A 20537-nucleotide genomic window follows, 5' to 3' on the forward strand; every position below is an offset into this window, starting at 1 on the left:
CGTCGTCCATGTCCCATAGGGCGGCATAGGCGAGTAGGGCAAAGCCGGAGAGCATCAGGGCGATCTGCAAGGTGCGGGCTATCGGTGACATGGCCAGTCACCATAGCGGTCAGGGTGCGCTCTTCGGGCACTGTCACGTTGACTGGCCGGGTGGGATGATCTTCGGGTTGATCATGGTGGAGGCGGTGGTCCGTGGGCGGTACGCCGCCGTCGTACAAGGGGCACCGGTACCCGGTCGAGATCATCGCGCACTGCGTGTAGCTGTACTTCCGCTTCCCGCTGTCGTTCCGCGAGGTCGAGGAGCTGATGCTCGAGCGCGGCGTGATCGTCTCCCACGAGACCACCGTCCGCCGCTGGGGCGACAAGTCCGGGCAGTCCTCGCCAACGGCCTGCGCCGCCGACAGCCCCGGCCCGTGGACAAGTGGCACTTGGACGAGGTCTTCCACAAGATCAACGCAGAGCGGAAGTACCTGTGGCGGGCCGTCGACGCCGACGGCAACGTGCTCGACATCCTCGTACAGAACCGGCGGGACACCGCTGCGGCCAGGCGCTTCTTCCGCACGCTGCTGACGAAGACGGGGGCAAGCCTTGGCGGGCCGGTCCGACAACCCCGTGCCCCCGCCGTGCCGGGCTGCTGGGTACCGCTGTCGTCCGCCGTCGTTGCCGCTGCGGCAAGATGTCGCCAACCGGCGTACCGAGGACCTGCTCCGCGAGTACAGGTGATCGGGCGGTCCGCTGTCGGTGCCTTCCTTTACGCTGCGCCTTCGGTTGAACAGTTCAGTGGGGAGGGACAGAGGTGGGCGGCAACGCATGGCAGGACACTGGTCCGTATCAGCGTGATCTGGAGGCCGCATTCCGGCAGGCCCAGGAAGAGGAGCTGGCGCGGGACAACCATGGTTTCGAGGGCCGGTCTGTCGAGGAGCTGTGGCGCGACCCGGAGTGGCAGGAATACATTCTCACCGGCGGCACGGGCACCGTGCTGGACTTTCCCTGCATGATCGCGGCCACGGACACCGACAACGGCCCGTTCATGCGCCTGCTGACCGATGATGAGGTGCGTGCGTGGGCTCCTCACGGCCGGCCCACCTACGCGGAGTGGGACGCCGCCCTCGACTCGGAGCGGTTGGGCTTCCCGGGCCGCGCCCAGGGGAACTGCACGGTGCTCTACCGCGACGGCCGGCCCGCGCAGATCGCCTACTGGGGGGTCACTGCCGACTAGCGGGGCGGCGTCGTCATCAGGCTCAGTGGAGGAGGCACCTCGGTGGCCCCCGGACTCGTCCGGGGGCCACCAACGTTTCCGGATGGTGACCAGGGCAACCCTCGCCGGCGCAGATCACCAGCCGTAGCGAGGCCAAGTCCCGGGCCAGGCGTTCGTCCTCCCGCACGGTGTGCAGGAGTTCGGCGTAGAAGCTCGGCACCGTCAGGGTGTGCGTCACCCCGTGCCGGGCGACGAGCCCGACGAGCACCTCGGGGCGCCTGATTCCTTCGACGAACAGTCCACAAGCCCTGACATACAGCCACTCCAGGCGGCACACGCCTGCACTACGCGAAGACCCCGGCCTCAGCGTTTCCGCTGGTGACGGGGTCTTTGGGCACCTAATCGATGGTGCCCCCGGCAGGATTCGAACCTGCGCACACGGCTCCGGAGGGGGCTTGAGTCCTCGACGTCTCTGCTGGTCATAGCCATGCCGCATCGTTAAGGGGAGGCCCTCGTCCACGAATGGTCCAAGCCATCTACGGGCCATAGATCCCCGCTGGAGGAGGGACGATGGACCCGCGCGGCCGCCAGCGCTCGCCGGCACCGCCCATGCGCCCCTTGAGAGCATCCGACGTCACTGACCACCCCGCTTCGCCGGGGCCCGACCGGAACAAAAGCGTGGAAAGGGGATGCCAGGCGTCGACGGTCCCCTCAGCGCTGCTTGCGTGTTTCTTTGCCTGGACTTGGTTACTCAGCAGTCAGCCTCTAGACGGCCCGGTCATACTAGACTCCCTGTGTGAATCTGGTGAAGTCGAAGAAGCGGGTAGCCGACCACGGCGAGGTGTTCACACCGTCGGAGATGGTCGAGGCCATGATTGACCTGGTCAAGGACGAGTCGGAGCGGATCGACTCTCGCTTCTTGGAGCCAGCCTGCGGGTCGGGTAATTTCCTCGTGCCGGTACTACGGCGCAAGCTCGTCACGGTCGAAGTCAGGTACGGCAAGAGTGAGTTCGAGCGGCGCCACCACGCGCTGAAGGCGCTGATGTCGATCTACGGCATCGAACTGCTCGCCGACAACATCGAGGAGTGCCGCAGGAACCTCCTGGAGATCTTCGCCGACTACCTGAGCCTCGACGCGGACGATGAGTGGTACGCCGCTGCCGCCACGGTGCTGCGCACCAACATCGTGCATGGCGACGCGCTCTCGATGACGACGCTGGAGCCGAAACCACGACCGATCGCCTTCGCCGAGTGGTCCTACCTCGGCAAGGGCCGTTACCAGCGCCGCGACTTCCGTTTCGACACCCTCACTCAGCGGGCATCGTTCGGTGCGGACGACACCCTCTTCGCCGATCTTGGTCGCCATGAAATCTTCACCCCTACCGTAGACCACGGATCCCTGTCGGTTGCCGACCTGGCCATGGAGAAGGGGAATCGCCCGTGAGCGAGCAGGTCTCGTTCAGCTTGCGCAACCCGGATGTGCTCAGCTGCATCGCAAACCTGTCTAACGACGAGATATTCACCTCGCCGGACTTCGCGAACCAGATGTTGGACCTTCTGGCGCAGACCTACGCTGACGACCACGATGGCGCCAGCCTATGGGCGAACAGCTCGCTGCGGTTCCTGGACCCGGTCACCAAGTCGGGAGTGTTCCTTCGCGAGATCGCCGCCCGACTCACCAAGGGGCTCGCGGAGGAGATACCGGACCTGCAGCAGCGGGTTGATCACATCCTGTCCAAGCAAGTCTTCGGTATGGGGATCACCCGGCTGACTAGCCTGATCGCACGCCGCAGCGTCTACTGCTCAAAGACCGCCAACGGCGAGTATTCCATCGTTACCTGCTTCGACAGCGAAGACGGCAACATCTGGTTCGAACCCATGCAGCACACCTGGGCCGGCGCTACCGAGTTCGTCGAGACTGCAGATCTCGACGGCAACCCGGTCAAACGCGGAGTCAACGGCAAGTGCATCTACTGCGGCGCCAGCCAGAAGACCCTAGACCGCGGTGACGGTCTCGAGACCCACGCCTACGCCTTCATCCACACCAACGACATCAATGCTCGCATCGCGGAGCTGTTCGGAGACGACATGCAATTCGACGTCATCATCGGCAACCCGCCCTACCAACTCGACGACGGGGGCCATAACAACTCCGCCACTCCGATCTACGATCGCTTTGTTGAGAAGGCGATGGATCTGGACCCCCGATACCTTGTAATGGTCACGCCGTCGCGCTGGTTCGCTGGAGGCCGTGTGCCCAAGTCATTTAGAGAGCGCATGCTAAATGACGGCCGGATAAGGCATATCACCGACTATCCGAAGCTCTACGATGGATTTCCCGGTGTGAAGATCCGGGGAGGTATTTCGTATTTTCTCTGGGACCGGGAATACAGCGGACCCTGTGCTATTCAAACGATGTGGGATAGCAAGCCGCTCGGAGAGCCGGTAACTCGACGACTGGACCAGTTCGACGTATTCGTTCGACGGAATGAAGCGGTGCCGATCCTGGAAAAGGTTGTAGCAAAGGCTGAGCCTGTCCTGAGTAAGCGCGTCTCCGCGCAAAAGCCGTTCGGTCTTCGTACCTTCTTCCACGGTGTCGCGAGCCCCACCGGCCTGAAGGATCCCGTGAAGTTGTACGGCTCGCAGAAGGTCTCGTGGGTGGAGCGCTCCGCCATCACCCAGAACCCCGAGTGGATCGATAAGTGGAAGGTCTTCATCAGCAGAGTCCAGGGAACCAGCGCGGCGGTTGAGCGCATTTTCCTTGGCAAGCCAATCGTGTCGGGACCGGGTGAGGCGTGCACCGAGACTTACCTCGTGGCCGGACTCTTCGAAGATGAGGAACAGGCGGCGCGATACGCGGCGTACCTCAGAACCCGGTTTGTTCGATTCCTGGTCTCTCTCCGCAAGAGCACCCAGGACGCGGCACGAGGCGTCTACGCCTTCGTCCCTGATCTCCCGCTCGATAGGGACTGGACCGACGCGAAACTGTACGCCCGCTACGGCCTGACGCAGGAAGAGGTCGCGTTCATCGAGTCGCAGGTCGCTGAGCACGCCGACACGCTGCTTGACGAGGGCGTCGATGAGTAGGCCGGTCGAGGAACTGCTGCCTCAGAAGCCCAACGCGAGGCTGCGCATCTACGTCTACTCGATAGACGACGAGGCTCACGCTGGGATGGTCAAGGTTGGGCAGACGACCCGGAGCGTGAAGGCTCGCGTCGCCGAGCAGGTCAAAACCGCGTTGGTGAAGAACTACACCATCCACCTCGACGAAGCTGCCGACCGGTCAGACGGGTCCGTATTCACCGACCACGAGGTGCGCGCCCGGCTGCAGCAGAAGGGCTTCCAGCGGGTCGACTTGGAGTGGATGCGGTGCTCCCCGCACGACGTGCAGGTCGTGATCAATGAACTGCGCACGGGAAAGCAGGTCAGTGGGACGCACCACGAGACCTTCGGGATGCGTCCGGAGCAGGCAGAGGCGGTGAACAAGACGCATGCGTACTTCCACTCGATCTGGACCGAGGATATGCATGCCGTCCCGCGGTTCTTGTGGAACGCGAAGATGCGGTTCGGTAAGACGTTCGCCACTTACCAGCTTGCGAAGAAGCTGGGGGCTCGGAAAGTCCTCGTGGTGACTTTCAAGCCGGCCGTGGAGGACGCGTGGCAGCACGACCTACAGTCGCATGCCGACTTCGAAGGTTGGCAGTACCTGTCCAAGGCCACCAAGATCGACCCGACGACCGCCGACAGGCATCAGCCGCTGGTCTACTTTGGTTCATTCCAGGACCTGCTCGGCAGAGATAATGCTGGCAATATCAAGGCCAGGAACACTTGGCTACACGCGACCAACTGGGATTTGGTCGTCTTCGATGAGTACCACTTCGGCGCCTGGCGGGAGAACGCCCGGGAACTCTTCGAGGGCGAAGATAGCGCCGAGGCAAAGAAGGAAACGAAGGCGGCGTACGATCCCAGTCTCGACGACTTCAACGAGGAGTTGGGTGAGCTCGGCGAGAGCGAGACTGAGTTCCTGCCGATCACCACTAAAGCGTACCTGTATCTCTCCGGCACGCCGTTTCGAGCAATCAAGACCGGGGAGTTCATCGAAGAGCAGATCTTCAACTGGACTTACACCGACGAACAGCGGGCGAAGCGGGAATGGCCCGAGATACACCCAGGTACTCGGAATCCGTATGGTGCATTGCCGGAGATGCGCCTGCTCACCTACCAGATGCCCGACGAGCTGCTGGCGATCGCTAGTCAGGGCGAGTTCGACGAGTTCGACCTTAACGAGTTTTTCGCGGCGACAGGCCGTGGTGAGGCAGCTCAGTTCAGACACAAGGGCGACGTGCAGAAGTGGCTCGATATTATCCGCGGGGCGTATGTTGCAACGCAGGTCGACAACCTCAAGCTAGGCGCGGAGAGGCCGCCGTTCCCCTACTCTGACGTCCGGCTTCGGCCCTATCTGAACCACTCGTTCTGGTTCCTGCCGTCGGTCGCGTCCTGCCATGCAATGGCGAACTTGCTGGCGGAGCGACAGAACACGTTCTTCCATGACTACCAGGTGCTCACCGTTGCCGGTACGGGCGCTGGTGTTGGTCTTGCCGCCCTGCCGCCTGTACGTCATGCGATTGGCGCGGGTCACGACACGCAAACGATCACGCTCTCGTGCGGCAAGTTGACCACCGGTGTGACGGTGCCGCAGTGGTCCTCGATCCTCATGCTCCGCAACCTGAGCTCGCCTGAGACCTACTTTCAGGCTGCGTTCAGGGTGCAGTCTCCGTGGGCGATCAAGAACCCTAACGGCGATGACCCAAATGAGGAGGAGATCCTCAAGCCGGTCTGCTTCGTCTTCGATTTCGCACCGACCCGAGCGCTTCGCCAAATCGCGGAGTACGGCGCCGGTCTCGCGCCCGATGCTGCCAACCCGGAGGACGCAGTCCAGGAGTTGGTGAGCTTCCTTCCGGTACTGGCCTACGACGGCTCCCACATGACCCAGGTCGATGCTGGCGGCATCCTCGATATCGCCATGGCGGGGACATCGGCGACGCTGCTGGCTCGTAAGTGGGAGTCCGCCCTGCTGGTGAACGTCGATAACGACACCCTCCGTCGGATCCTCGCCGACCCCAGGGCGCTGGCTGCGATCATGCAGATCGAGGGCTTCCGCGCATTGGGGAGCGACATCCTTGAGACCGTCGTCAACAAGAGCGAAAAAGTCAAGGCGACAAAGAAGGAGAAGGGCGACAACATCTCCAAGAAGGAGAAGCAGGAAATCTCCGACGAAGAGAAGGACTACAAGGACAAGCGCAAGAAAATTCAGGAGAAGTTGGTCAAGTTCGCTACCCGTATCCCGGCCTTCATGTACCTCACCGACTTCCGCGAGAACACTCTCCGCGACGTCATCACCAACCTCGAGCCCGAGCTTTTCAAGACCGTTACTGGGCTCACCGTCGATGACTTTCATCTACTCGTCAGGCTCAACGTATTCAACAGTTCACACATGAACCAGGCCGTCTTCGCCTTCCGCCGCTACGAGGATGCTTCCCTCTCCTACACCGGCATCGAGAGTCACGAAGGGCTGCGCCACTTTGGTCTCTACGACACGGTTGTTGCGCGGGAAGAGGCATGACGCTGCTATGGGAGGTCTTCGTGACTCCGACTGAAAGAAGTTCGTCCTCGTAGGATGGCCGGATCGGCCGGGTGGATGGCTAGCCCTAGACGACCGGGGGCGGGGTCAGAGGTGTTGTTGGGCGGGATCTCTGGCGCACGACCTCTGACCGCGTGTTCTCCGGTCTCCAAGTGCAGACGACCGCACCTTCCACACGTATTTCAAGGGATTGAGCTGACAGCGGGCACTCGACAAACAGGTCGGTGTAGCGGCTTTGGGGTGGCGCTGCTTTGGCGCGAGTGATCATGGCCCCGTAAGCTTCCGGCGCGTCGGGCAGTCTGTGGACCTGCCCGGTAAAGCACGACGTTGGGGCCATGATCTGCGAGGATCGCGCCAAAGTGGCTCCGTAAAGCCGTGGAGCCGACCGCCCCAGGCACGACGTACCCCTTCTCTCGGATCAGGCGGCTGATTGCTGAGAGCGCGGCACGGGCGCCGGCCGGGCTGGAGCGGGGCGGAGACAGGAGCGCAGGCCCGGCCGGGGGCCGGGCCGCGCGCGGTGAGCGGAGCGAGCCGCCTTGAACCAGTAGGGAGAGTTTCAATCACGCTGGGATTGCTCATCGTTGATGCTGCTCTTGTGCCTGGTGAGGGTTGGCTCGTGGTGTAGAACCCTGGGTATGGGGAGTGAACGGCGCGAGCGGATGAGGGTGCTTGGGGCACGTCTTCGGGCTCTGCGTGCGGAGGCTGGTCTGACGGGTGCTGCTCTGGCTCAGCGGGCCGGCGTTGGTCAGCCGACGGTCTCCAAGGTAGAAACCGGGCGCATGGTCCCCAGCGTCGATGTGCTGGACCGGCTGTGCCGAGCACTCAACCTCGATGAGTCGGCGGCCGGGGAAGTTCATGACCTGCTCGTCGCCGTTGAGTCTGCGATCGCCACCGACTCCGAACCGGCGGGGCTGCCCGTTGAGCTCGTCGTCGATGACGCGGTCCGCGGTGTTCGGTCGGTGCGATCCTTCCAGTGCGTCGTTCTGCCTGCCCTGCTCCAGAGCGCGGAGTACGCCCGTCACGTCTTCGAGAGCGCACCGGACTCGACCCCTGAGGCGGTCGGTCGGGCTGTCGCTGCTCGTGTGGAGCGGCAGAGCGTGTTGTACGAGCCGGGGCGTGAGTCGGTGTTCGTGCTGACGGAGGCCGTGCTGCGGACCTGGCCGGGCACGCCGGCGTTGATGCTGGCCCAGCTCGACCGGCTGCTCGCCGTCGAGAGCCTGAGCACCGTGCGGCTTGGCGTCATCCCGTGGCGCCGTCCGGTGCCGCTCCTGCCTCGTCATGGATTCACGCTGTGCGACGAGCAGGCTGTCGTGATTGAGGCGTTCACCGGTGAGCGGGTGTCGGTCGACTCCGCCGAGGTGGCTGCGTACGAGGAGACCTTCGACCGCTTCCAAGGCACAGCCGTCTTCGGGGACGAGGTACGTGAGCTGTTGTTGCGGGTGATGAAGGAGTTCCGCGAGCTGGGAGACACGGTCACCCCTTAGAGGAATAATTCCTCTACATGCCTGGCGTGCGGAGCGCTTGTGGGCATAGCCTGCCGTCGCTGTCTAGTCCCCTAGACGCAGACAAGGAGCTTGCCATGCGTACCAAGTGGTGCCGCGCCTTCCCCGGTCTGGCCGAGCAAGTGGTCCAGGCCCGTCACTTCGTCGCTGCCTTAGTCGCCGAGAAGGGGCCGGTCGATGACGCCACCCTGGTTGTCAGCGAACTGGCCACCAACGCCGTTCGTCACTCGCTGAGCGGGGCGGAAGGCGGTTGGTTCCTCGTGGTCGTCGGCCTCGGTGACGGTTTCATCCGAATCGAGGTGGTGGACCAGGGCGGCGAACGCGTCCCGCACCTGTGCGATGTGACCAGTCAGGAAGAGGGCGGGCGCGGGCTGCTGCTGATCGCGGCCTGCGCCAAGGACTGGGGCGTGAAGAACTGGCCCGACGGGCGTTCCGTCTGGGCGGAGCTGACTTGGGAGGGCGCGTGACCGGGCGCCCGTCACTGATGGGGGGCCGTTGCCGTGCCGGCGGTGACGAGTGACTCCTCGGGGTGTGCCTCGGCGACGGTCGCGTTTCTTCGTCGTTGAAAGTCGTACGGGACGGCGCCTCCCGCCCATTCCGTCTAGGGCCCTAGACTCCTGGGTACTTCTGGGAGGTGTGGTCATGTCGGACGAGTTGCAGCGGATCATGGCTATCGATGATCCGTACCTGCTCCTGCGTGAGGTCACCACGAGGCTGGCCGCTGCGCAGCAGGAGGTGACCGAACTCGCCCGGCTCCGCCGCCGCGTGGTTCAGGACCTCCACGCACAAGGAATGTCCTACGCGCAGATCGCCGAGAAGGCCGGCCTGAGCCGCGGGCGTATCCATCAGATCCGGCACACCGGCCCGGCGCCCGAGGGGGCTTTCCTCGGGACGGGCGCCGTCACGGTGGTGACGCCGCTCCGGTGGGACGACGCGAAGAAGCGCCCGGTTGTTGCCATGGCCGACATGAACTCCGGCAAGCGGCTGGAGGAGCTGGCGAAGTCGTACGGGCTCGACGTCAGCTCCGGCCACGTGCAGGTGAGCGGCGAGGTCGACCTCAACCGTGACGGCCTGGTCGTCGTCTGCGGTCCGGGCATGTCCCAGGCCATGCGAGACCTGTACGCCCAGGACCCGGTACTCGCCTGGGAACGCCCGGAGGGCGAGCCCTGGGCGCTCGTGGACCGGCGCACCGGCACGGCGTACCACGCAGGCGCGGACCTTGAACCGAGCCGCCCGCACGACGTCGGATACCTGGGCCGACTGCCCCGTCCAGACGGCAACGGCTCGGTCCTCGCCATCGCCGGCATCCACACGGCAGGCTCCCTCGGCGTCGTCCACCTGCTCGCCTCAGACCTCAGCACGCTATGGGGACAGGTGGGGGAGCGGCACTTCTCCACCCTGGTGAGTGTCGAGTACGACCCCGAGACCGAAGAGCCGCAATCCGCCGAACTCCTCTGCCCCCTCTACCTGCACGACGAGGAGGCGACGGCGTGAACGTCGTCCTCGGCACGCTGCCCGCTGAACCAGACCAGCAGAACGAGGACTTCGCGGCCACCGCTCCCGGTGCGGCCGTCCTCCTCGACGGTGCCGGCGTCGCCGGGGCCGAGACCGGATGCGTCCACGGCATCGCGTGGTTCTCCTCGACGCTGGGCGGACTGCTGCTGGGCAACATCGCGCAAGATCCCGCCCGGCCGCTCGCCGACTGTCTCGCCGGCGCGATCCGCGGCGTCCGGTCCCTGCACGAGGACACGTGCGATCTGGCCTACCGGGCCAGCCCGACCAGCACAGTCGTCGCGGTCCGCGTCGGCGGGGGAGCGCTGGAATACCTCGTCCTCGGCGACTCGACCCTCCTCCTCGCCGGTCAGGACGGGAAGACGACCGCTGTCACCGACGACCGCCTGGACCAGGTCGGAAAGCAACTCCGTGCGTCGGTCGACCGACTGCCCACCGGCACGCCCGAGCACGCTGCGGCCCTGGCCCAGTACCGCGACGACCTGACGGGACTCCGTAACCGGCCGGGCGGCTTCTGGATCGCAGGCCCCGAACCATGGGCAGCCGAGCACGCCCTCACCGGAACGGTGCCGCTGGAGTCGCTGGCGTCCGTGACCCTGCTGAGCGACGGCGCGACACGCCTCGTCGACCGGTTCGGCCTCGCCGACTGGACGGACGTGCTGGACGTGCTCGCGTCCGCCAGCCCGGACGAACTCATCCGCCGTGTACGGGAAGCGGAGAACAGCGATCCCGACGGGCAGCGATGGCCTCGCGGAAAGGCGAGGGACGACGCCACTGTTCTCCACTGGGTGCCCTCGTCGGAGCCGCACACCCAACCATAGAATCGAACGTGTGAGCGACCAACCGTCCCGACTGGAGCTGCTGCGCTTCGCGCGCCGTGTGGTCGTGCAGCAGGCGACGGCTGCCGTGCGGCAGCTCGACGGGTGGATCGCGGACGAGGAGCGGCGCGAGGCGGTCATGTCCCCTGTCGTGGTGTAGCCGATCATCCAGCGGTTGTGTTGGTGGTGTTGGGTAGCGCGGGGGCGCTTTCGGGGCGTTCGGAGGGGTAGAGCTGGTCCATGCTTCCCTCGGGCAGGTAGCGGCGGGGGAAGGCGATCCATTCGTCGTGCAGTTCGAAGAGCACGGCGGTGACCAGCCGCAGGAGCGCGTTGTCGTTGGGGAAGACCTGGACGACGTCGGTGCGGCGCTTGACCTCGCGGTTGATCCGTTCCAGCGGGTTGGTGGACTGGATCTTCTTCCAATGTCGCTCGGGGAAGGCGGCGAAGGCAGTCAGGTCGTCTTTCGCCTCCAGCAGCATGTCTTTGACCTTGGGGAACTGTTTTCCGAGCATGTCGGCGACGGTGTCGAGCTGGGTGCGGACCGCGTCCGCGGTGGGCTGGGCGAAGATCGTGCGGATGGTGGCGGCGGCCATCTCGGCCGCTTCCTTGCTGATCACGCTGAACACGTTGCGCAGGAAGTGAACCCTGCAGCGCTGGTAGGCGGCCCCGAGCATGACCTTGCGGATGGCTTTGACCAGTCCCAGGTGGTGGTCGCCGATGACGAGCCGGACCCCGGTCAGACCGCGTTCGCGCAAGGAACGCAGGAAATCGGTCCAGAACACCTCGGTCTCGCTGTCGCCGACCATCACACCCAGTACCTCCCGGCCGCCGTCCTCGGTGATTCCGGTGGCGATCACCACGGCCCGGGAGACGATCTGGTGCTCGACCCGCGCCTTGCAGTAGGTCGCGTCCAGATAGACATACGGGAAGCGGACGTGGTCCAGGGGCCGGGCCCGGAAGGCGGTCAGCCGGCCGTCCAGGTCCTGGCAGATCCGCGAGACCTCGCTCTTGGATATTCCGGTGTCCGCGCCGAGGGCCTTGACCAGGTCGTCGACCGACCGCGTGGACACGCCGTGCACGTAAGCCTCCATGATGACCGCATACAGTGCCTGGTCGATGCGGCGGCGGCGCTCCAGCAGGGCGGGGAAGAAGCTACCCGAGCGGAGCTTGGGAATCGCGAGGTCCAGATCGCCGGCCTGGGTGGTGAGCGTCTTGTCGCGGTGGCCGTTGCGAAGCGCGGTGCGCGTCTCGGTGTGCTCGTTCCACTCCGCGCCGATCCGGACGGTGGCCTCGGCCTCGATCAGCTCCTGGAGCATCCGCTCGGCCACATGCCGGACGAGTTCGAGCCCGTCCGCCGAACGTAGTGACTCAAGCAGGCGAAGTAAGTCATGCTGAGACAGGGCCATCCTGCACCTCCCGCGTTGAACTGCCCGTTCACTACGGAGAGTTGCACGATGGCCCACCTTGCGGGCAGGGAGCGAAAACCATCGGCACACGCCCCCGGCGCACCCCCTCACCTTGATCGGCTACACCACACAGCGGGACGCCATCCGCGAGGCGGAGCGGCGTCGAGGTGAGGAGATGCGGCCGCCGCCTCCGGACTGGCTGCTCCAGTACGGGCTCAACCGGAAGAACGTGGATGCCGTTCATGCCGGGGACTGCTGGGCAGCGGCGAAGTCGGGCCGGTGTCGTCCCGCGTCCCGCGAGCAGGTGGTTGAAGCTCTGCGGCATGGCGTGCCGGCGTGTGTGCACTGCCGTCCGGATACGGCGCTGGGCCTGCTCGACAACCCGTGACGGTGGTGGTCTAAAAGCGGGCGAGGGGCTCCCAAATGGCGTCACCGGCCGCTGCGAGATCGGGTGGTCCCATCGGCGCTCGCGCGACACGTTCGTATACCCCCCTAGACAGTTGACGGGACGTCGGCTTACGGTAGGCGTCAACCCCCCTAGACAGTTGGGGTGGTCGCCTCCTTGTGCTGTCTAGGGGGGTATTCAACGGCTCGGCGTCCACGAGGGCGCCCGAATCAAGTGAGGTTCAGAATGCGTGTCATCCCCGTGGACACCTCGTCCGCCACTCTGCTGGTCACCAAGCTCCCCGAGGTCAAGGTGAGGGACCGGCAGACCGGCGAGGTGGCCGTGGACCCGGTCACCAACGACCGGCTCATGGTCATGGAGCTGGTGTTCATCGCCCAGGGCGGCTCGGACATGATCAAGGTCACCGTGCCCGAGAAGGGCATCGGCGAAGGACTGGCCATGGGTGCACCGGTGTTCCTGTCCGGCCTTGTCGCCCGGCCCTGGGAGAGCGAGTTCGGCGGCCGTACCCGGCACGGCATCGCCTACCGGGCGGACGCCGTCATGGTCGACACCCCGGCCGCGGTGCAGGGCTGAGCGTCATGACCGACGCCCTGTGGATTCTGCTGTTAGCGCTGCTGGTGGCGGCTGCGCTGGTCGCTGTGCGTCGTCGGCTGCCGGTCCTGTTCTGGTGGTTGGTCGGGTATCCGGCTGTGACGCTGCGGGTGCTCGCCACGTATCGGGCCACAATGGACGCCTGCGGGCTGACGGTGCCCGCCTCGGCCATGCGCCGTGCAACAGCCCGGATGCTGGGTCGGCAGGCCGCTCCCGTGCCGCCTCGTCGGTCGCTGCCACTGCCGACCGGGTCCGGACTCGTGATGCGGCTACGTATGGCGGCCGGCCAGGCACCCGAAGACTTCAACGCGTCCGCCGACCGGCTACGGCATGCCTGGGGTGCGCACGCCGTGCACGTCCGGCCCACCAAGCCGGGACGGCTGGAGCTGCGGTTGGTCGGCTGGGACGTCCTCACTGACGTGCGGCCCCCGCGTCGGTGGCTGCGGACCGAACCGCTGACCTTGCCTCTGGCGCTGCGCGAGGACGGACACTGGCACGTCCGGGACTTCCGCACCGTGCCGCACGAACTCATCCTCGGCGCAACACAGTCGGGCAAGTCCGTGTACCTGCGCAACCTGCTCTGCGGGCTGGCCCGGCAACCCGTCGCACTCGTCGGCATCGACTGCAAATGGGGCGTCGAACTGGCGCCGTTTGCGCCCCGATTGTCGGCGCTCGCCGATACACCGGACCGTGCGAACGACCTCCTTGACGTCCTGGTGGACGAGATGGAAGCACGCTTCCGCCTCATCGGCATGACGGGCGGGGCCGGTCCGGACGCCGTGCTCACCTCGGACGTCTGGGGCCTGCCGGAGAAGGCGCGGCCGGTGCCGGTCGTGGTCGTCGTCGACGAGGTCGCCGAACTCTTCCTCGCTGCGAGCAAGGACGACGAGAAGCGGCGGGACGCCATGGTCACCAAGCTCATCCGCCTCGCCCAGCTCGGCCGCGCGGCCGGCATCTATCTGGAGGTGTGCGGGCAGCGCTTCGGCGCCGAACTCGGCAAGGGCGCCACCATGCTCCGCGCCCAGCTCACCGGGCGGGTCTGCCACCGCGTCAACGACGAGACGTCCGCCAACATGGCCCTCGGCGACATCGCACCGGAAGCGGCGCTGGCAGCCACCAGGATCCCGGCCGAACGACCCGGCGTCGCGGTCGTCGGTGACTCCTCCGGCGGCTGGTCCCGGGTCCGCTCCCCGCACCTCACCCTCGAAGACGCGGCGGCCGTCTGCCGCGACACCTCGGGCCTCATTCCGGGACTGCCCCGCCTGGACACCTTCCGACCTGTTGTGGCGCAGCCTTCCGCTGCTCCCGCCGCACAGCCCACCGCGCGCCCGGTGACCGGGTAGCCGCACTTCCCTCCCACGGTCGGCGTGACCGCCTCACGCCAAGTCCCTACCCCCGCCATGCCTGAAACCGAAGGAGCCCGAGCCGATGCGTGCCCACCTGGCCCGCGTGGACGCCGTGATCGTGCAGGCCGTCATCGCCGGTGCCCTGTCCTTCTCCCACCTGCACGACGTCGCCGCGGCGGCCGGACAGGACGGCTGGAAGGCGTGGGCCTACCCCGTGAGTGTCGACCTGCTCTTGGTCGCCGCCTGGCGCCGGATGCGCCAGTCGCAGCGAGCGGGCCAGGCGGCCGGCGGTCCGCGTCTGTGGTTCCTCGTAGCCCTGGCCGCGTCCCTCGGCGCCAACGTCGCCACGGCCGGCCTCCTCGACCTGGACGACGTACCCGCCTGGCTCCGCGTGACGGTCGCGGGCTGGCCCGCTGTCGCCTTCTTCGGCGGCACGCTGCTGGCCCACGCTCCGCACACCCCGGAAGGGCCCGCCGCCTCTCCCGCGACGGAAGCCGCTACGGCTCCTGACGGCGATTCGTCCGACGTGGAGGGGCCCGATCACAAGGTTCCGTACCCCGCCGACCCCGAACCGGCTCCCGAGCCTGCTGCCGCACCGGCCACCGCTCCCGCCCCGGCGCCTGCTCCAGCCGTCGCCCTGCCGCCCGCCCTCGTCGACCGCGTCCGGGCCTTGGCCGAGGAACACCGCTCGGCCACCGGCCGCCCCGCCGACCCCGACGCCGTACGCACTCGGCTCGGCCTGCCCCCGTCCATGACCGCATCCGTCGCCGCACACCTCTGAGAGGAGCCCCACCATGAACCCGCGCTTCCGCAACGTCCGCCGCATCGGCCCCGTCAACGTCGCCTCCTACGTCGAACGCGGCCGGAACCGCCACCTGGCCGCCTGCACCGCGCCCCGCTGCGACTTCTCCACCGAGTACGACAGCCGCGCCGCCGCCGAACTCGCGGCCCGTACCCACCGCTGCCCGGCCTGACAGGAGACCACCCGACATGGACGTTCCGCTCTGGCTCGCCCTGCTCGTCGTCGGCGTCCTCGGCGTCAAGCTCATCCGCCCGCCCTGGTGGCTCATCGCCGTACTGCTCCTCGGCGGCTACCTCCTCGCCGACAGCCTGCTCGCCCCCGTCATCGACCCCGCCCTCAAGTGACCCGCTAAGGGAGACCGCTCATGTTCCGACCGAAAGTCCCGACCATGCCGCAGCCCACCGGCCTGACCACCCTGCCCGCAGTCGTCGAACCGACCACAGTCACGCCGCACGCCCCGGCCCCGGCATCGACAGCCGCCAGCCCAGCTCCGAACCGTTCGGTCGTCCAGCTCACGCCGGGCACCGTGCTCGCCCTCGTCGGCGGCGGCACCGCCGTGGTCCTGGTCGTCGGCGCCGTCCTGGTCTCCCTGCTCCTCGCCGTCGCCCTCACCGCCGCATCCGTGGCCGTGTGTGCCCTCACCGTCCGCTCCTGCATCGCCCGCCGCTGACACCACTGCCCCGACCTCTCGGCCTTCTCGCACTGTCTAGTCCCCTCGACAAAAGCAACTGCACACCCACCCCACGCAAGGAGGACCCCGCACATGACTCCTGCGGCTCCGACCGCAGCTATCCGCCAGCTGGCAGCACTCGCCCGCCACGGCGACCTCAGCGCCTACGCCCACCAGATCCAGCGCCTCGGCGGCTGCGAGCGGCCCATCCGAATGGAGGGCCACCGGCTCGACGTCCACGCCACCACGGGGGAGATCGTCCGGGAGATCACCGACCGCGACCTCCCGGCCGGACAGCTCCTCATCCGCTGCAACAACCGCCGCGCCACCCGGTGCGCCTCCTGCGCCGAGATCTATCGCAAAGACACGTTCCACCTCGTCACCGCTGGACTGAGCGGCGGCAAGGGCATCGGCCCGTCCGTCGCCGGGCACCCGCGCGTCTTCGCCACCTTCACCGCACCGTCCTTCGGCCCCGTCCACAACCGCCCCGGCGGCGGCCGGTGCCGCTGCGGACGCCTCCACCCGGACGACGACCCCGCCCTCGGCACGCCCCTGGACCCGGACCGATACGACTACCGCGCAGCCGTCCTGTGGAACGCACACGCCGGGGCACTGTGGGGCCGCTTCACCACCTACCTGCGCCAGCAGCTTGCCTCCCGCGCGGGCCTCAGCCGCTCGGCGCTGCGCCACTGCCTCAAGGTCTCCTACGCCAAGGTCGCCGAGTACCAGCGGCGCGGCGCCGTCCACTTCCACGCCGTCATCCGCCTCGACGGCCCGGAGGGCGCCGAGGACACCCCGCCGGCCTGGGCCACGACCGAACTCCTCACCGACGCGATCCGCTCCGCGGCCCGGACGGCTGAAACACCCGGTCCGGTCCTCGACGAACACGCGTACGCCTTCCGCTTCGGCGACCAGCTCGACATCCGCCCCATCCGCTCAGCCGACTTCGACGGCACCTCGGAACTGTCCAGCCGCGCCGTGGCCGCCTACATCGCCAAGTACGCCACCAAGGGAGCCGAGACCGCGGGCACCCTCGACCGGCCCATCCGCAACCCGATCACCGACCTGATCGGTTCCGGCGTCACCGACCACGCCCGGCGCATGATCCTCACCTGCTGGCACCTCGGCGCCCTGCCCGAACTCGAAGACCTGCGCCTGCGCAAGTGGGCCCACATGCTCGGCTTCCGCGGCCACTTCTCCACCAAGTCCCGCGCCTACTCCGTCACGCTCGGCGCCCTCCGGCAAGAGCGCGCCGACTACAACGAAGCCCTGGCCCGCGAACGCGCGGCCGAGGCCGGCCACCCGCTGCCCGACCCGGACACCGTGCTCGTCCTCTCCCACTGGGTCTTCGCCGGGGTCGGCCTGACCGCTGCAGAACACCTCATCGCTCACGGCATTCCTTCGTCCGTAGCCCTGACAGACGACCACACGGAAGGAGAACCGGCGTGGACCACCGACGCGACGAATTGATGACCGTCCCGCAAATCCTCGAAGAGCTGGGGGGTGTGTCCCGCCGTACTTTCTACCGGTGGCGCGAGCTGGGGCAGGGCCCCGCTGCGTTCAAGCTGCCCAACGGGGAGCTCCGGGTGTGGCGGAGTGACTTCACCGCCTGGTTGCGGCAGTTGGAGGCAGCGGCGTGAAGTCTCTCGACGTAAAGGTGTGGGGTGTTCGGAAGAGGAACACCAAGAAGTCGTCCTATGACGTCCGGTGGACCGTTGCCGGGAACGTGTTCTCCGAACAGTTCCGCACCAAAGGGCTTGCGGACCACTACCGTTCCAAGTTGCTCCGCGCCGCTCATGCCGGTGAAGAGTTCGACACGGCGACAGGGTTGCCCGACTCGATGGTTGAAAAGGCAGCCTCGATGACCTGGTACGCCTTCGCCCTGAAGTACCTCGCCATGAAGTGGCCGCATGCGGCGCCGAACACGCGCAACGGGATCAATGAGGCCTTGACCGCCGTAACGATGGCCCTTCTTGACGAGCGTCCGGGGCAGCCGTCCGAGGAACTGATCAGGAGGGCGCTCCGTAACTGGGCCTTCGTCCTTCCCGGACCGGACGAGCGCGAATTGCCGACCGAGATCGCGAACACCTTGCACTGGGTGGCCAAGACGTCGCGTCCGCTCTCGGACCTCGGTGACGCTGCGATCGGCAGGGCCGTCCTGGACTCGCTCAAGCTGAAGCTCGACGGGACGGCGGCAGCCGCGGAGACCGTCCGGCGCAAGCGTCGGACACTCGTCAACGCGCTGCACTATGCAGTGGACCTCGGGGAATTCAAAGAGAACCCGATCACGGGCATCCGCTGGAAGAAGCCGAAGGTGGCCGGGGAAGTCGACCCTCGGGTGGTCGCCAATCCCGCGCAGGCCCGTTCCCTGCTGACTGCGGTCTCGTACGTCGGTGGGTACGGCCGGGCTCGTGGTCGCCGACTTGTCGGCCTGTTCGCCTGCATGTACTACGGCGCCTTGCGTCCGGCTGAAGCCGTCGGCCTCACCGATGCGGACCTGAAACTGCCCGAGGTCGGCTGGGGGACGGTGCTGCTCAACCGGACGCGCCCCAGCGTCGGAAAGCAGTGGACGGACTCCGGCGAGACCCACGACGACCGGGGCCTCAAGAACCGCCCGGCGGAAGAGGTCCGGCTCGTACCGATCCCGCCCCAGCTCGTTGCCATCCTTCGGCAGCACCTCGACACGTTCGGCACCGCCGAGGACGGGCGGCTGTTCACCAACGAGCGTGGGGGAGTGGTCGGCTCCTCGACGTACTACCGCGTCTGGCAGGAGGCCCGTGCGCTGGCGCTTCCGCCAGCCGCGGTCGCCTCTCCGCTCGCGGCTCGCCCGTATGACCTCCGGCACTCGGCACTGTCGACCTGGCTCAACTCCGGGGTGGACCCGACGGAAGTCGCCGAACGTGCGGGCAACAGCGTGGAGGTCCTGCTGAGCCGCTACGCCAAGTGCATCGACGGACGGCAGGAGATCGTCAACCGCAAGATCGAGGAGTTGTTGCGCGAGTACGAGTGATCACGCGCGTAGGCCGTTAGCCCTCCAGCCCGCATGGGCCGGAGGGCTTCGCCGTATCTCGGCCGTGTGACGTCGGCCATTGGTTGCTGGTTGCACCTGCCGCGTCGTCTCTCGTCTCTTGGCCGGACGGTTGCCCCAGGGGTTCCGTCCGGTTTGCGCTCTACGCCTGGGCCGTCGGGCTGGCGACTCTCACGGTATGGGGCTTTTAGAAGAGAAGCCGCGGCGGCTGGGTGGTGGGCAGTCTCGCTGTCCGTCCTGCGGGCTGCTGGGGGATCGGGTGGCGACGATCGAGCATGACTGGGTGCTACTGGAGCCGGACATGCATCCACTGGCTCACACGGTGCCGGCGGAGCATCGGTGGATCGAGCTGTCTGATGGACGGGTGACGGTCTACGGGGTGTGTCCGCCGGATCAGTTCCAGCGGTGCCGTATCGAGCACCGTCTCGCCTGCCCGGCGCAGCCGCTGCCGGATCTGTGGCCGTGGTTGACGAGCCTGCGAGGGGAGAACGCGCGGCAAGCGGAGCTGCGGGACGATCCGAAGCCGCCTCCGCCTCCTGAGGAGTGGCCGGACGCCGGCTGACGGGCCCTTCGGAAACCTCGGGGCTGACCAGGGAAGATGCCCCAAGATCCTGTCCACAAATAGTCCACGGACGCCGACATAGGGCCGCTCAGAGCGGCACACGCCTGCACATACGCGAAGACCCCGCTCTCAGCGTTTCCGCTGGTGACGGGGTCTTTGGGCACCTCATACAGGGTGCCCCCGGCAGGATTCGAACCTGCGCACACGGCTCCGGAGGCCGTTGCTCTATCCCCTGAGCTACGGGGGCGGGTCGGGCGCGTTGTCTGCGCGGCGACGGGTAGAACACTACCAGCTCTGTGGGGGTGGTCATGAACGTTTTCCCCCGGGCAGCGGGTAGGGCCGTGGAGGGGCGGTCGTGCAGGGGCTGCGCAGTGTGACGCGCGTCCACTTCGTGGCGTGGTGTCCCCCGCACGGGGTGGAAGTGGGGAAAACCCGGACGCGATGGCCGGTCTACACCTACGCTCGAGTTGTGCCAGCCGCTTCGGGCCGGGTGCTTGTTGTGGACGACAACAAGGTCATCCGGCAGTTGATCAGGGTCAATCTCGAGCTTGAGGGGCTTGAGGTCGTGACCGCGGCCGATGGTGCCGAGTGTCTGGATGTCGTGCATCACGTGCGGCCCGATGTCGTCACCCTCGATGTCGTCATGCCCCGGCTCGACGGGCTCCGTACCGCGGCCCGGCTGCGGGCCGATCCCCGGACTCGTGATCTTCCCCTCGCCATCGTCAGCGCCTGTACGCAGTACGAGGTCGAGGCCGGTCTTGAGGCCGGCGTGGACGCCTTCCTCGCCAAGCCCTTCGAGCCGGCCGAGCTGGTCAGGGTCGTGAAGCGGCTGCTCGCGGGGGATGTCGTGCGGGGTGTGGGTGCGGTTGGGCCCGGCTCCCGCGGGTCCACCGGGTCCGCAGGAGCTGCTGGGTCGGCTGGGGCCACTGGATCCGCTGGGTCTGCTGGAGAGGCCGAGCCCGCCGGGCGGTAGAAGATCGGGTGGTTGTCGCTCGGCGGGGTGTCTCAGGGGGTGTCCATATGTCGGAACCTCGGAGTAATCGGCTCGCCTCCTT

At 66.9% G+C, this 20537-nt stretch carries 23 protein-coding genes, 1 tRNA gene and 1 pseudogene; 22 read left to right on the forward strand and 3 right to left on the reverse strand.

Annotation, left to right across the window (positions count from 1 at the left end; translation table 11 throughout):
* Positions 1-261: 261 nt before the first annotated feature.
* Positions 262-578, forward strand: a pseudogene (locus tag ACI2LW_RS19815) (transposase); the annotation flags it as partial.
* A gap of 218 nt (positions 579-796) precedes the next feature.
* Positions 797-1219: a hypothetical protein gene (locus ACI2LW_RS19820; RefSeq protein ID WP_404732508.1), complete on the forward strand. Its 423-nt coding sequence runs from the start codon at positions 797-799 to the stop codon at positions 1217-1219.
* Positions 1220-1241: 22 nt separating this feature from the next.
* Here ACI2LW_RS19820 and ACI2LW_RS19825 read toward each other — a convergent pair whose 3' ends face one another.
* Complete coding sequence (locus ACI2LW_RS19825) at positions 1242-1826, reverse strand: AMP-binding protein (protein ID WP_404732509.1); 585 nt, start codon at positions 1824-1826, stop codon at positions 1242-1244.
* 168 nt (positions 1827-1994) lie between these two features.
* On the opposite strand from ACI2LW_RS19825, the gene ACI2LW_RS19830 reads away from it, so the two are divergent.
* The 8 genes from ACI2LW_RS19830 (at position 1995) to ACI2LW_RS19865 (ending at position 10831) form a co-directional block, all read left to right on the forward strand.
* Positions 1995-2642, forward strand: coding sequence for an N-6 DNA methylase (locus ACI2LW_RS19830; protein WP_404732510.1), 648 nt, complete (start codon positions 1995-1997; stop codon positions 2640-2642).
* The gene (locus ACI2LW_RS19835; protein ID WP_404732511.1) at positions 2639-4285 is read left to right on the forward strand and encodes an Eco57I restriction-modification methylase domain-containing protein; all 1647 of its coding nucleotides are present in this window, start codon (positions 2639-2641) and stop codon (positions 4283-4285) included. Before ACI2LW_RS19830 ends, ACI2LW_RS19835 begins: the two co-directional genes overlap by 4 nt.
* On the forward strand, positions 4278-6821 hold the full coding sequence (locus tag ACI2LW_RS19840) for a GIY-YIG nuclease family protein (protein WP_404732512.1): 2544 nt from the start codon (positions 4278-4280) through the stop codon (positions 6819-6821). Before ACI2LW_RS19835 ends, ACI2LW_RS19840 begins: the two co-directional genes overlap by 8 nt.
* Positions 6822-7474: 653 nt before the next feature.
* Entirely contained in the window at positions 7475-8323 is an 849-nt protein-coding gene (locus tag ACI2LW_RS19845) for a helix-turn-helix domain-containing protein (RefSeq protein WP_404732513.1), read from the forward strand.
* 95 nt (positions 8324-8418) lie between these two features.
* Positions 8419-8808: an ATP-binding protein gene (locus ACI2LW_RS19850; protein ID WP_404732514.1), complete on the forward strand. Its 390-nt coding sequence runs from the start codon at positions 8419-8421 to the stop codon at positions 8806-8808.
* 175 nt (positions 8809-8983) lie between these two features.
* Positions 8984-9835, forward strand: a complete 852-nt coding sequence (locus ACI2LW_RS19855) for a sigma factor-like helix-turn-helix DNA-binding protein (protein ID WP_404732515.1) — start codon at positions 8984-8986, stop codon at positions 9833-9835.
* Positions 9832-10674 (forward strand): integrase, encoded by an 843-nt coding sequence (locus tag ACI2LW_RS19860; protein ID WP_404732516.1) that lies wholly within the window; start codon positions 9832-9834, stop codon positions 10672-10674. Before ACI2LW_RS19855 ends, ACI2LW_RS19860 begins: the two co-directional genes overlap by 4 nt.
* Before the next feature lie 10 nt (positions 10675-10684).
* Positions 10685-10831 (forward strand): hypothetical protein, encoded by a 147-nt coding sequence (locus ACI2LW_RS19865; protein WP_404732593.1) that lies wholly within the window; start codon positions 10685-10687, stop codon positions 10829-10831.
* 4 nt (positions 10832-10835) lie between these two features.
* Here ACI2LW_RS19865 and ACI2LW_RS19870 read toward each other — a convergent pair whose 3' ends face one another.
* The gene (locus tag ACI2LW_RS19870) at positions 10836-12077 is read right to left on the reverse strand and encodes an IS256 family transposase (protein WP_404732517.1); all 1242 of its coding nucleotides are present in this window, start codon (positions 12075-12077) and stop codon (positions 10836-10838) included.
* Positions 12078-12189: 112 nt separating this feature from the next.
* On the opposite strand from ACI2LW_RS19870, the gene ACI2LW_RS19875 reads away from it, so the two are divergent.
* The 11 genes from ACI2LW_RS19875 (at position 12190) to ACI2LW_RS19925 (ending at position 19482) form a co-directional block, all read left to right on the forward strand.
* Positions 12190-12465 carry a DUF6233 domain-containing protein gene (locus tag ACI2LW_RS19875; RefSeq protein ID WP_404732518.1) on the forward strand — a complete coding sequence of 92 codons (276 nt, stop codon included), beginning with the start codon at positions 12190-12192 and terminating at the stop codon, positions 12463-12465.
* A gap of 243 nt (positions 12466-12708) precedes the next feature.
* Positions 12709-13056 (forward strand): hypothetical protein, encoded by a 348-nt coding sequence (locus ACI2LW_RS19880; protein ID WP_086699578.1) that lies wholly within the window; start codon positions 12709-12711, stop codon positions 13054-13056.
* A 5-nt stretch (positions 13057-13061) separates the two neighbouring features.
* Positions 13062-14417: an FtsK/SpoIIIE domain-containing protein gene (locus tag ACI2LW_RS19885; protein ID WP_404732519.1), complete on the forward strand. Its 1356-nt coding sequence runs from the start codon at positions 13062-13064 to the stop codon at positions 14415-14417.
* An 85-nt stretch (positions 14418-14502) separates the two neighbouring features.
* On the forward strand, positions 14503-15201 hold the full coding sequence (locus tag ACI2LW_RS19890) for a DUF2637 domain-containing protein (protein ID WP_381016799.1): 699 nt from the start codon (positions 14503-14505) through the stop codon (positions 15199-15201).
* Between the two features lie 13 nt (positions 15202-15214).
* Positions 15215-15394 (forward strand): mobile element transfer protein, encoded by a 180-nt coding sequence (locus tag ACI2LW_RS19895; protein ID WP_381016802.1) that lies wholly within the window; start codon positions 15215-15217, stop codon positions 15392-15394.
* A 16-nt stretch (positions 15395-15410) separates the two neighbouring features.
* Positions 15411-15566 carry a hypothetical protein gene (locus ACI2LW_RS19900; RefSeq protein ID WP_006134826.1) on the forward strand — a complete coding sequence of 52 codons (156 nt, stop codon included), beginning with the start codon at positions 15411-15413 and terminating at the stop codon, positions 15564-15566.
* Positions 15567-15586: 20 nt separating this feature from the next.
* Entirely contained in the window at positions 15587-15892 is a 306-nt protein-coding gene (locus ACI2LW_RS19905) for a SpdD-like protein (RefSeq protein WP_381016805.1), read from the forward strand.
* A 93-nt stretch (positions 15893-15985) separates the two neighbouring features.
* Entirely contained in the window at positions 15986-17362 is a 1377-nt protein-coding gene (locus tag ACI2LW_RS19910; protein ID WP_381016808.1) for a replication initiator, read from the forward strand.
* Entirely contained in the window at positions 17362-17532 is a 171-nt protein-coding gene (locus tag ACI2LW_RS19915; RefSeq protein ID WP_189696691.1) for an AlpA family transcriptional regulator, read from the forward strand. Before ACI2LW_RS19910 ends, ACI2LW_RS19915 begins: the two co-directional genes overlap by 1 nt.
* The gene (locus ACI2LW_RS19920; protein ID WP_404732520.1) at positions 17529-18902 is read left to right on the forward strand and encodes a tyrosine-type recombinase/integrase; all 1374 of its coding nucleotides are present in this window, start codon (positions 17529-17531) and stop codon (positions 18900-18902) included. Before ACI2LW_RS19915 ends, ACI2LW_RS19920 begins: the two co-directional genes overlap by 4 nt.
* A gap of 196 nt (positions 18903-19098) precedes the next feature.
* Positions 19099-19482, forward strand: a complete 384-nt coding sequence (locus tag ACI2LW_RS19925; protein ID WP_404732521.1) for a DUF6083 domain-containing protein — start codon at positions 19099-19101, stop codon at positions 19480-19482.
* Between the two features lie 175 nt (positions 19483-19657).
* On the opposite strand, the gene ACI2LW_RS19930 is transcribed toward ACI2LW_RS19925, so the two are convergent.
* Positions 19658-19729 (reverse strand) — tRNA-Arg (locus tag ACI2LW_RS19930).
* A gap of 168 nt (positions 19730-19897) precedes the next feature.
* Here ACI2LW_RS19930 and ACI2LW_RS19935 point away from each other — a divergent pair.
* Complete coding sequence (locus ACI2LW_RS19935; RefSeq protein ID WP_404732590.1) at positions 19898-20455, forward strand: response regulator; 558 nt, start codon at positions 19898-19900, stop codon at positions 20453-20455.
* Positions 20456-20537: the final 82 nt, after the last annotated feature.

The organism is Streptomyces sp. NPDC004065 (genome assembly GCF_044903565.1).
Classification (GTDB): domain Bacteria; phylum Actinomycetota; class Actinomycetes; order Streptomycetales; family Streptomycetaceae; genus Streptomyces.

Coding starts and splice junctions, on each gene's coding strand:
- ACI2LW_RS19825 (WP_404732509.1), bottom strand. CDS start 1,826: ATGCTCTCAAGGGGCGCATGGGCGGTGCCGGCGAGCGCTGGCGGCCGC.
- ACI2LW_RS19840 (WP_404732512.1), top strand. CDS start 4,278: ATGAGTAGGCCGGTCGAGGAACTGCTGCCTCAGAAGCCCAACGCGAGG.
- ACI2LW_RS19845 (WP_404732513.1), top strand. CDS start 7,475: ATGGGGAGTGAACGGCGCGAGCGGATGAGGGTGCTTGGGGCACGTCTT.
- ACI2LW_RS19850 (WP_404732514.1), top strand. CDS start 8,419: ATGCGTACCAAGTGGTGCCGCGCCTTCCCCGGTCTGGCCGAGCAAGTG.
- ACI2LW_RS19855 (WP_404732515.1), top strand. CDS start 8,984: ATGTCGGACGAGTTGCAGCGGATCATGGCTATCGATGATCCGTACCTG.
- ACI2LW_RS19870 (WP_404732517.1), bottom strand. CDS start 12,077: ATGGCCCTGTCTCAGCATGACTTACTTCGCCTGCTTGAGTCACTACGT.
- ACI2LW_RS19880 (WP_086699578.1), top strand. CDS start 12,709: ATGCGTGTCATCCCCGTGGACACCTCGTCCGCCACTCTGCTGGTCACC.
- ACI2LW_RS19885 (WP_404732519.1), top strand. CDS start 13,062: ATGACCGACGCCCTGTGGATTCTGCTGTTAGCGCTGCTGGTGGCGGCT.
- ACI2LW_RS19890 (WP_381016799.1), top strand. CDS start 14,503: ATGCGTGCCCACCTGGCCCGCGTGGACGCCGTGATCGTGCAGGCCGTC.
- ACI2LW_RS19895 (WP_381016802.1), top strand. CDS start 15,215: ATGAACCCGCGCTTCCGCAACGTCCGCCGCATCGGCCCCGTCAACGTC.
- ACI2LW_RS19900 (WP_006134826.1), top strand. CDS start 15,411: ATGGACGTTCCGCTCTGGCTCGCCCTGCTCGTCGTCGGCGTCCTCGGC.
- ACI2LW_RS19905 (WP_381016805.1), top strand. CDS start 15,587: ATGTTCCGACCGAAAGTCCCGACCATGCCGCAGCCCACCGGCCTGACC.
- ACI2LW_RS19910 (WP_381016808.1), top strand. CDS start 15,986: ATGACTCCTGCGGCTCCGACCGCAGCTATCCGCCAGCTGGCAGCACTC.
- ACI2LW_RS19915 (WP_189696691.1), top strand. CDS start 17,362: ATGACCGTCCCGCAAATCCTCGAAGAGCTGGGGGGTGTGTCCCGCCGT.
- ACI2LW_RS19925 (WP_404732521.1), top strand. CDS start 19,099: ATGGGGCTTTTAGAAGAGAAGCCGCGGCGGCTGGGTGGTGGGCAGTCT.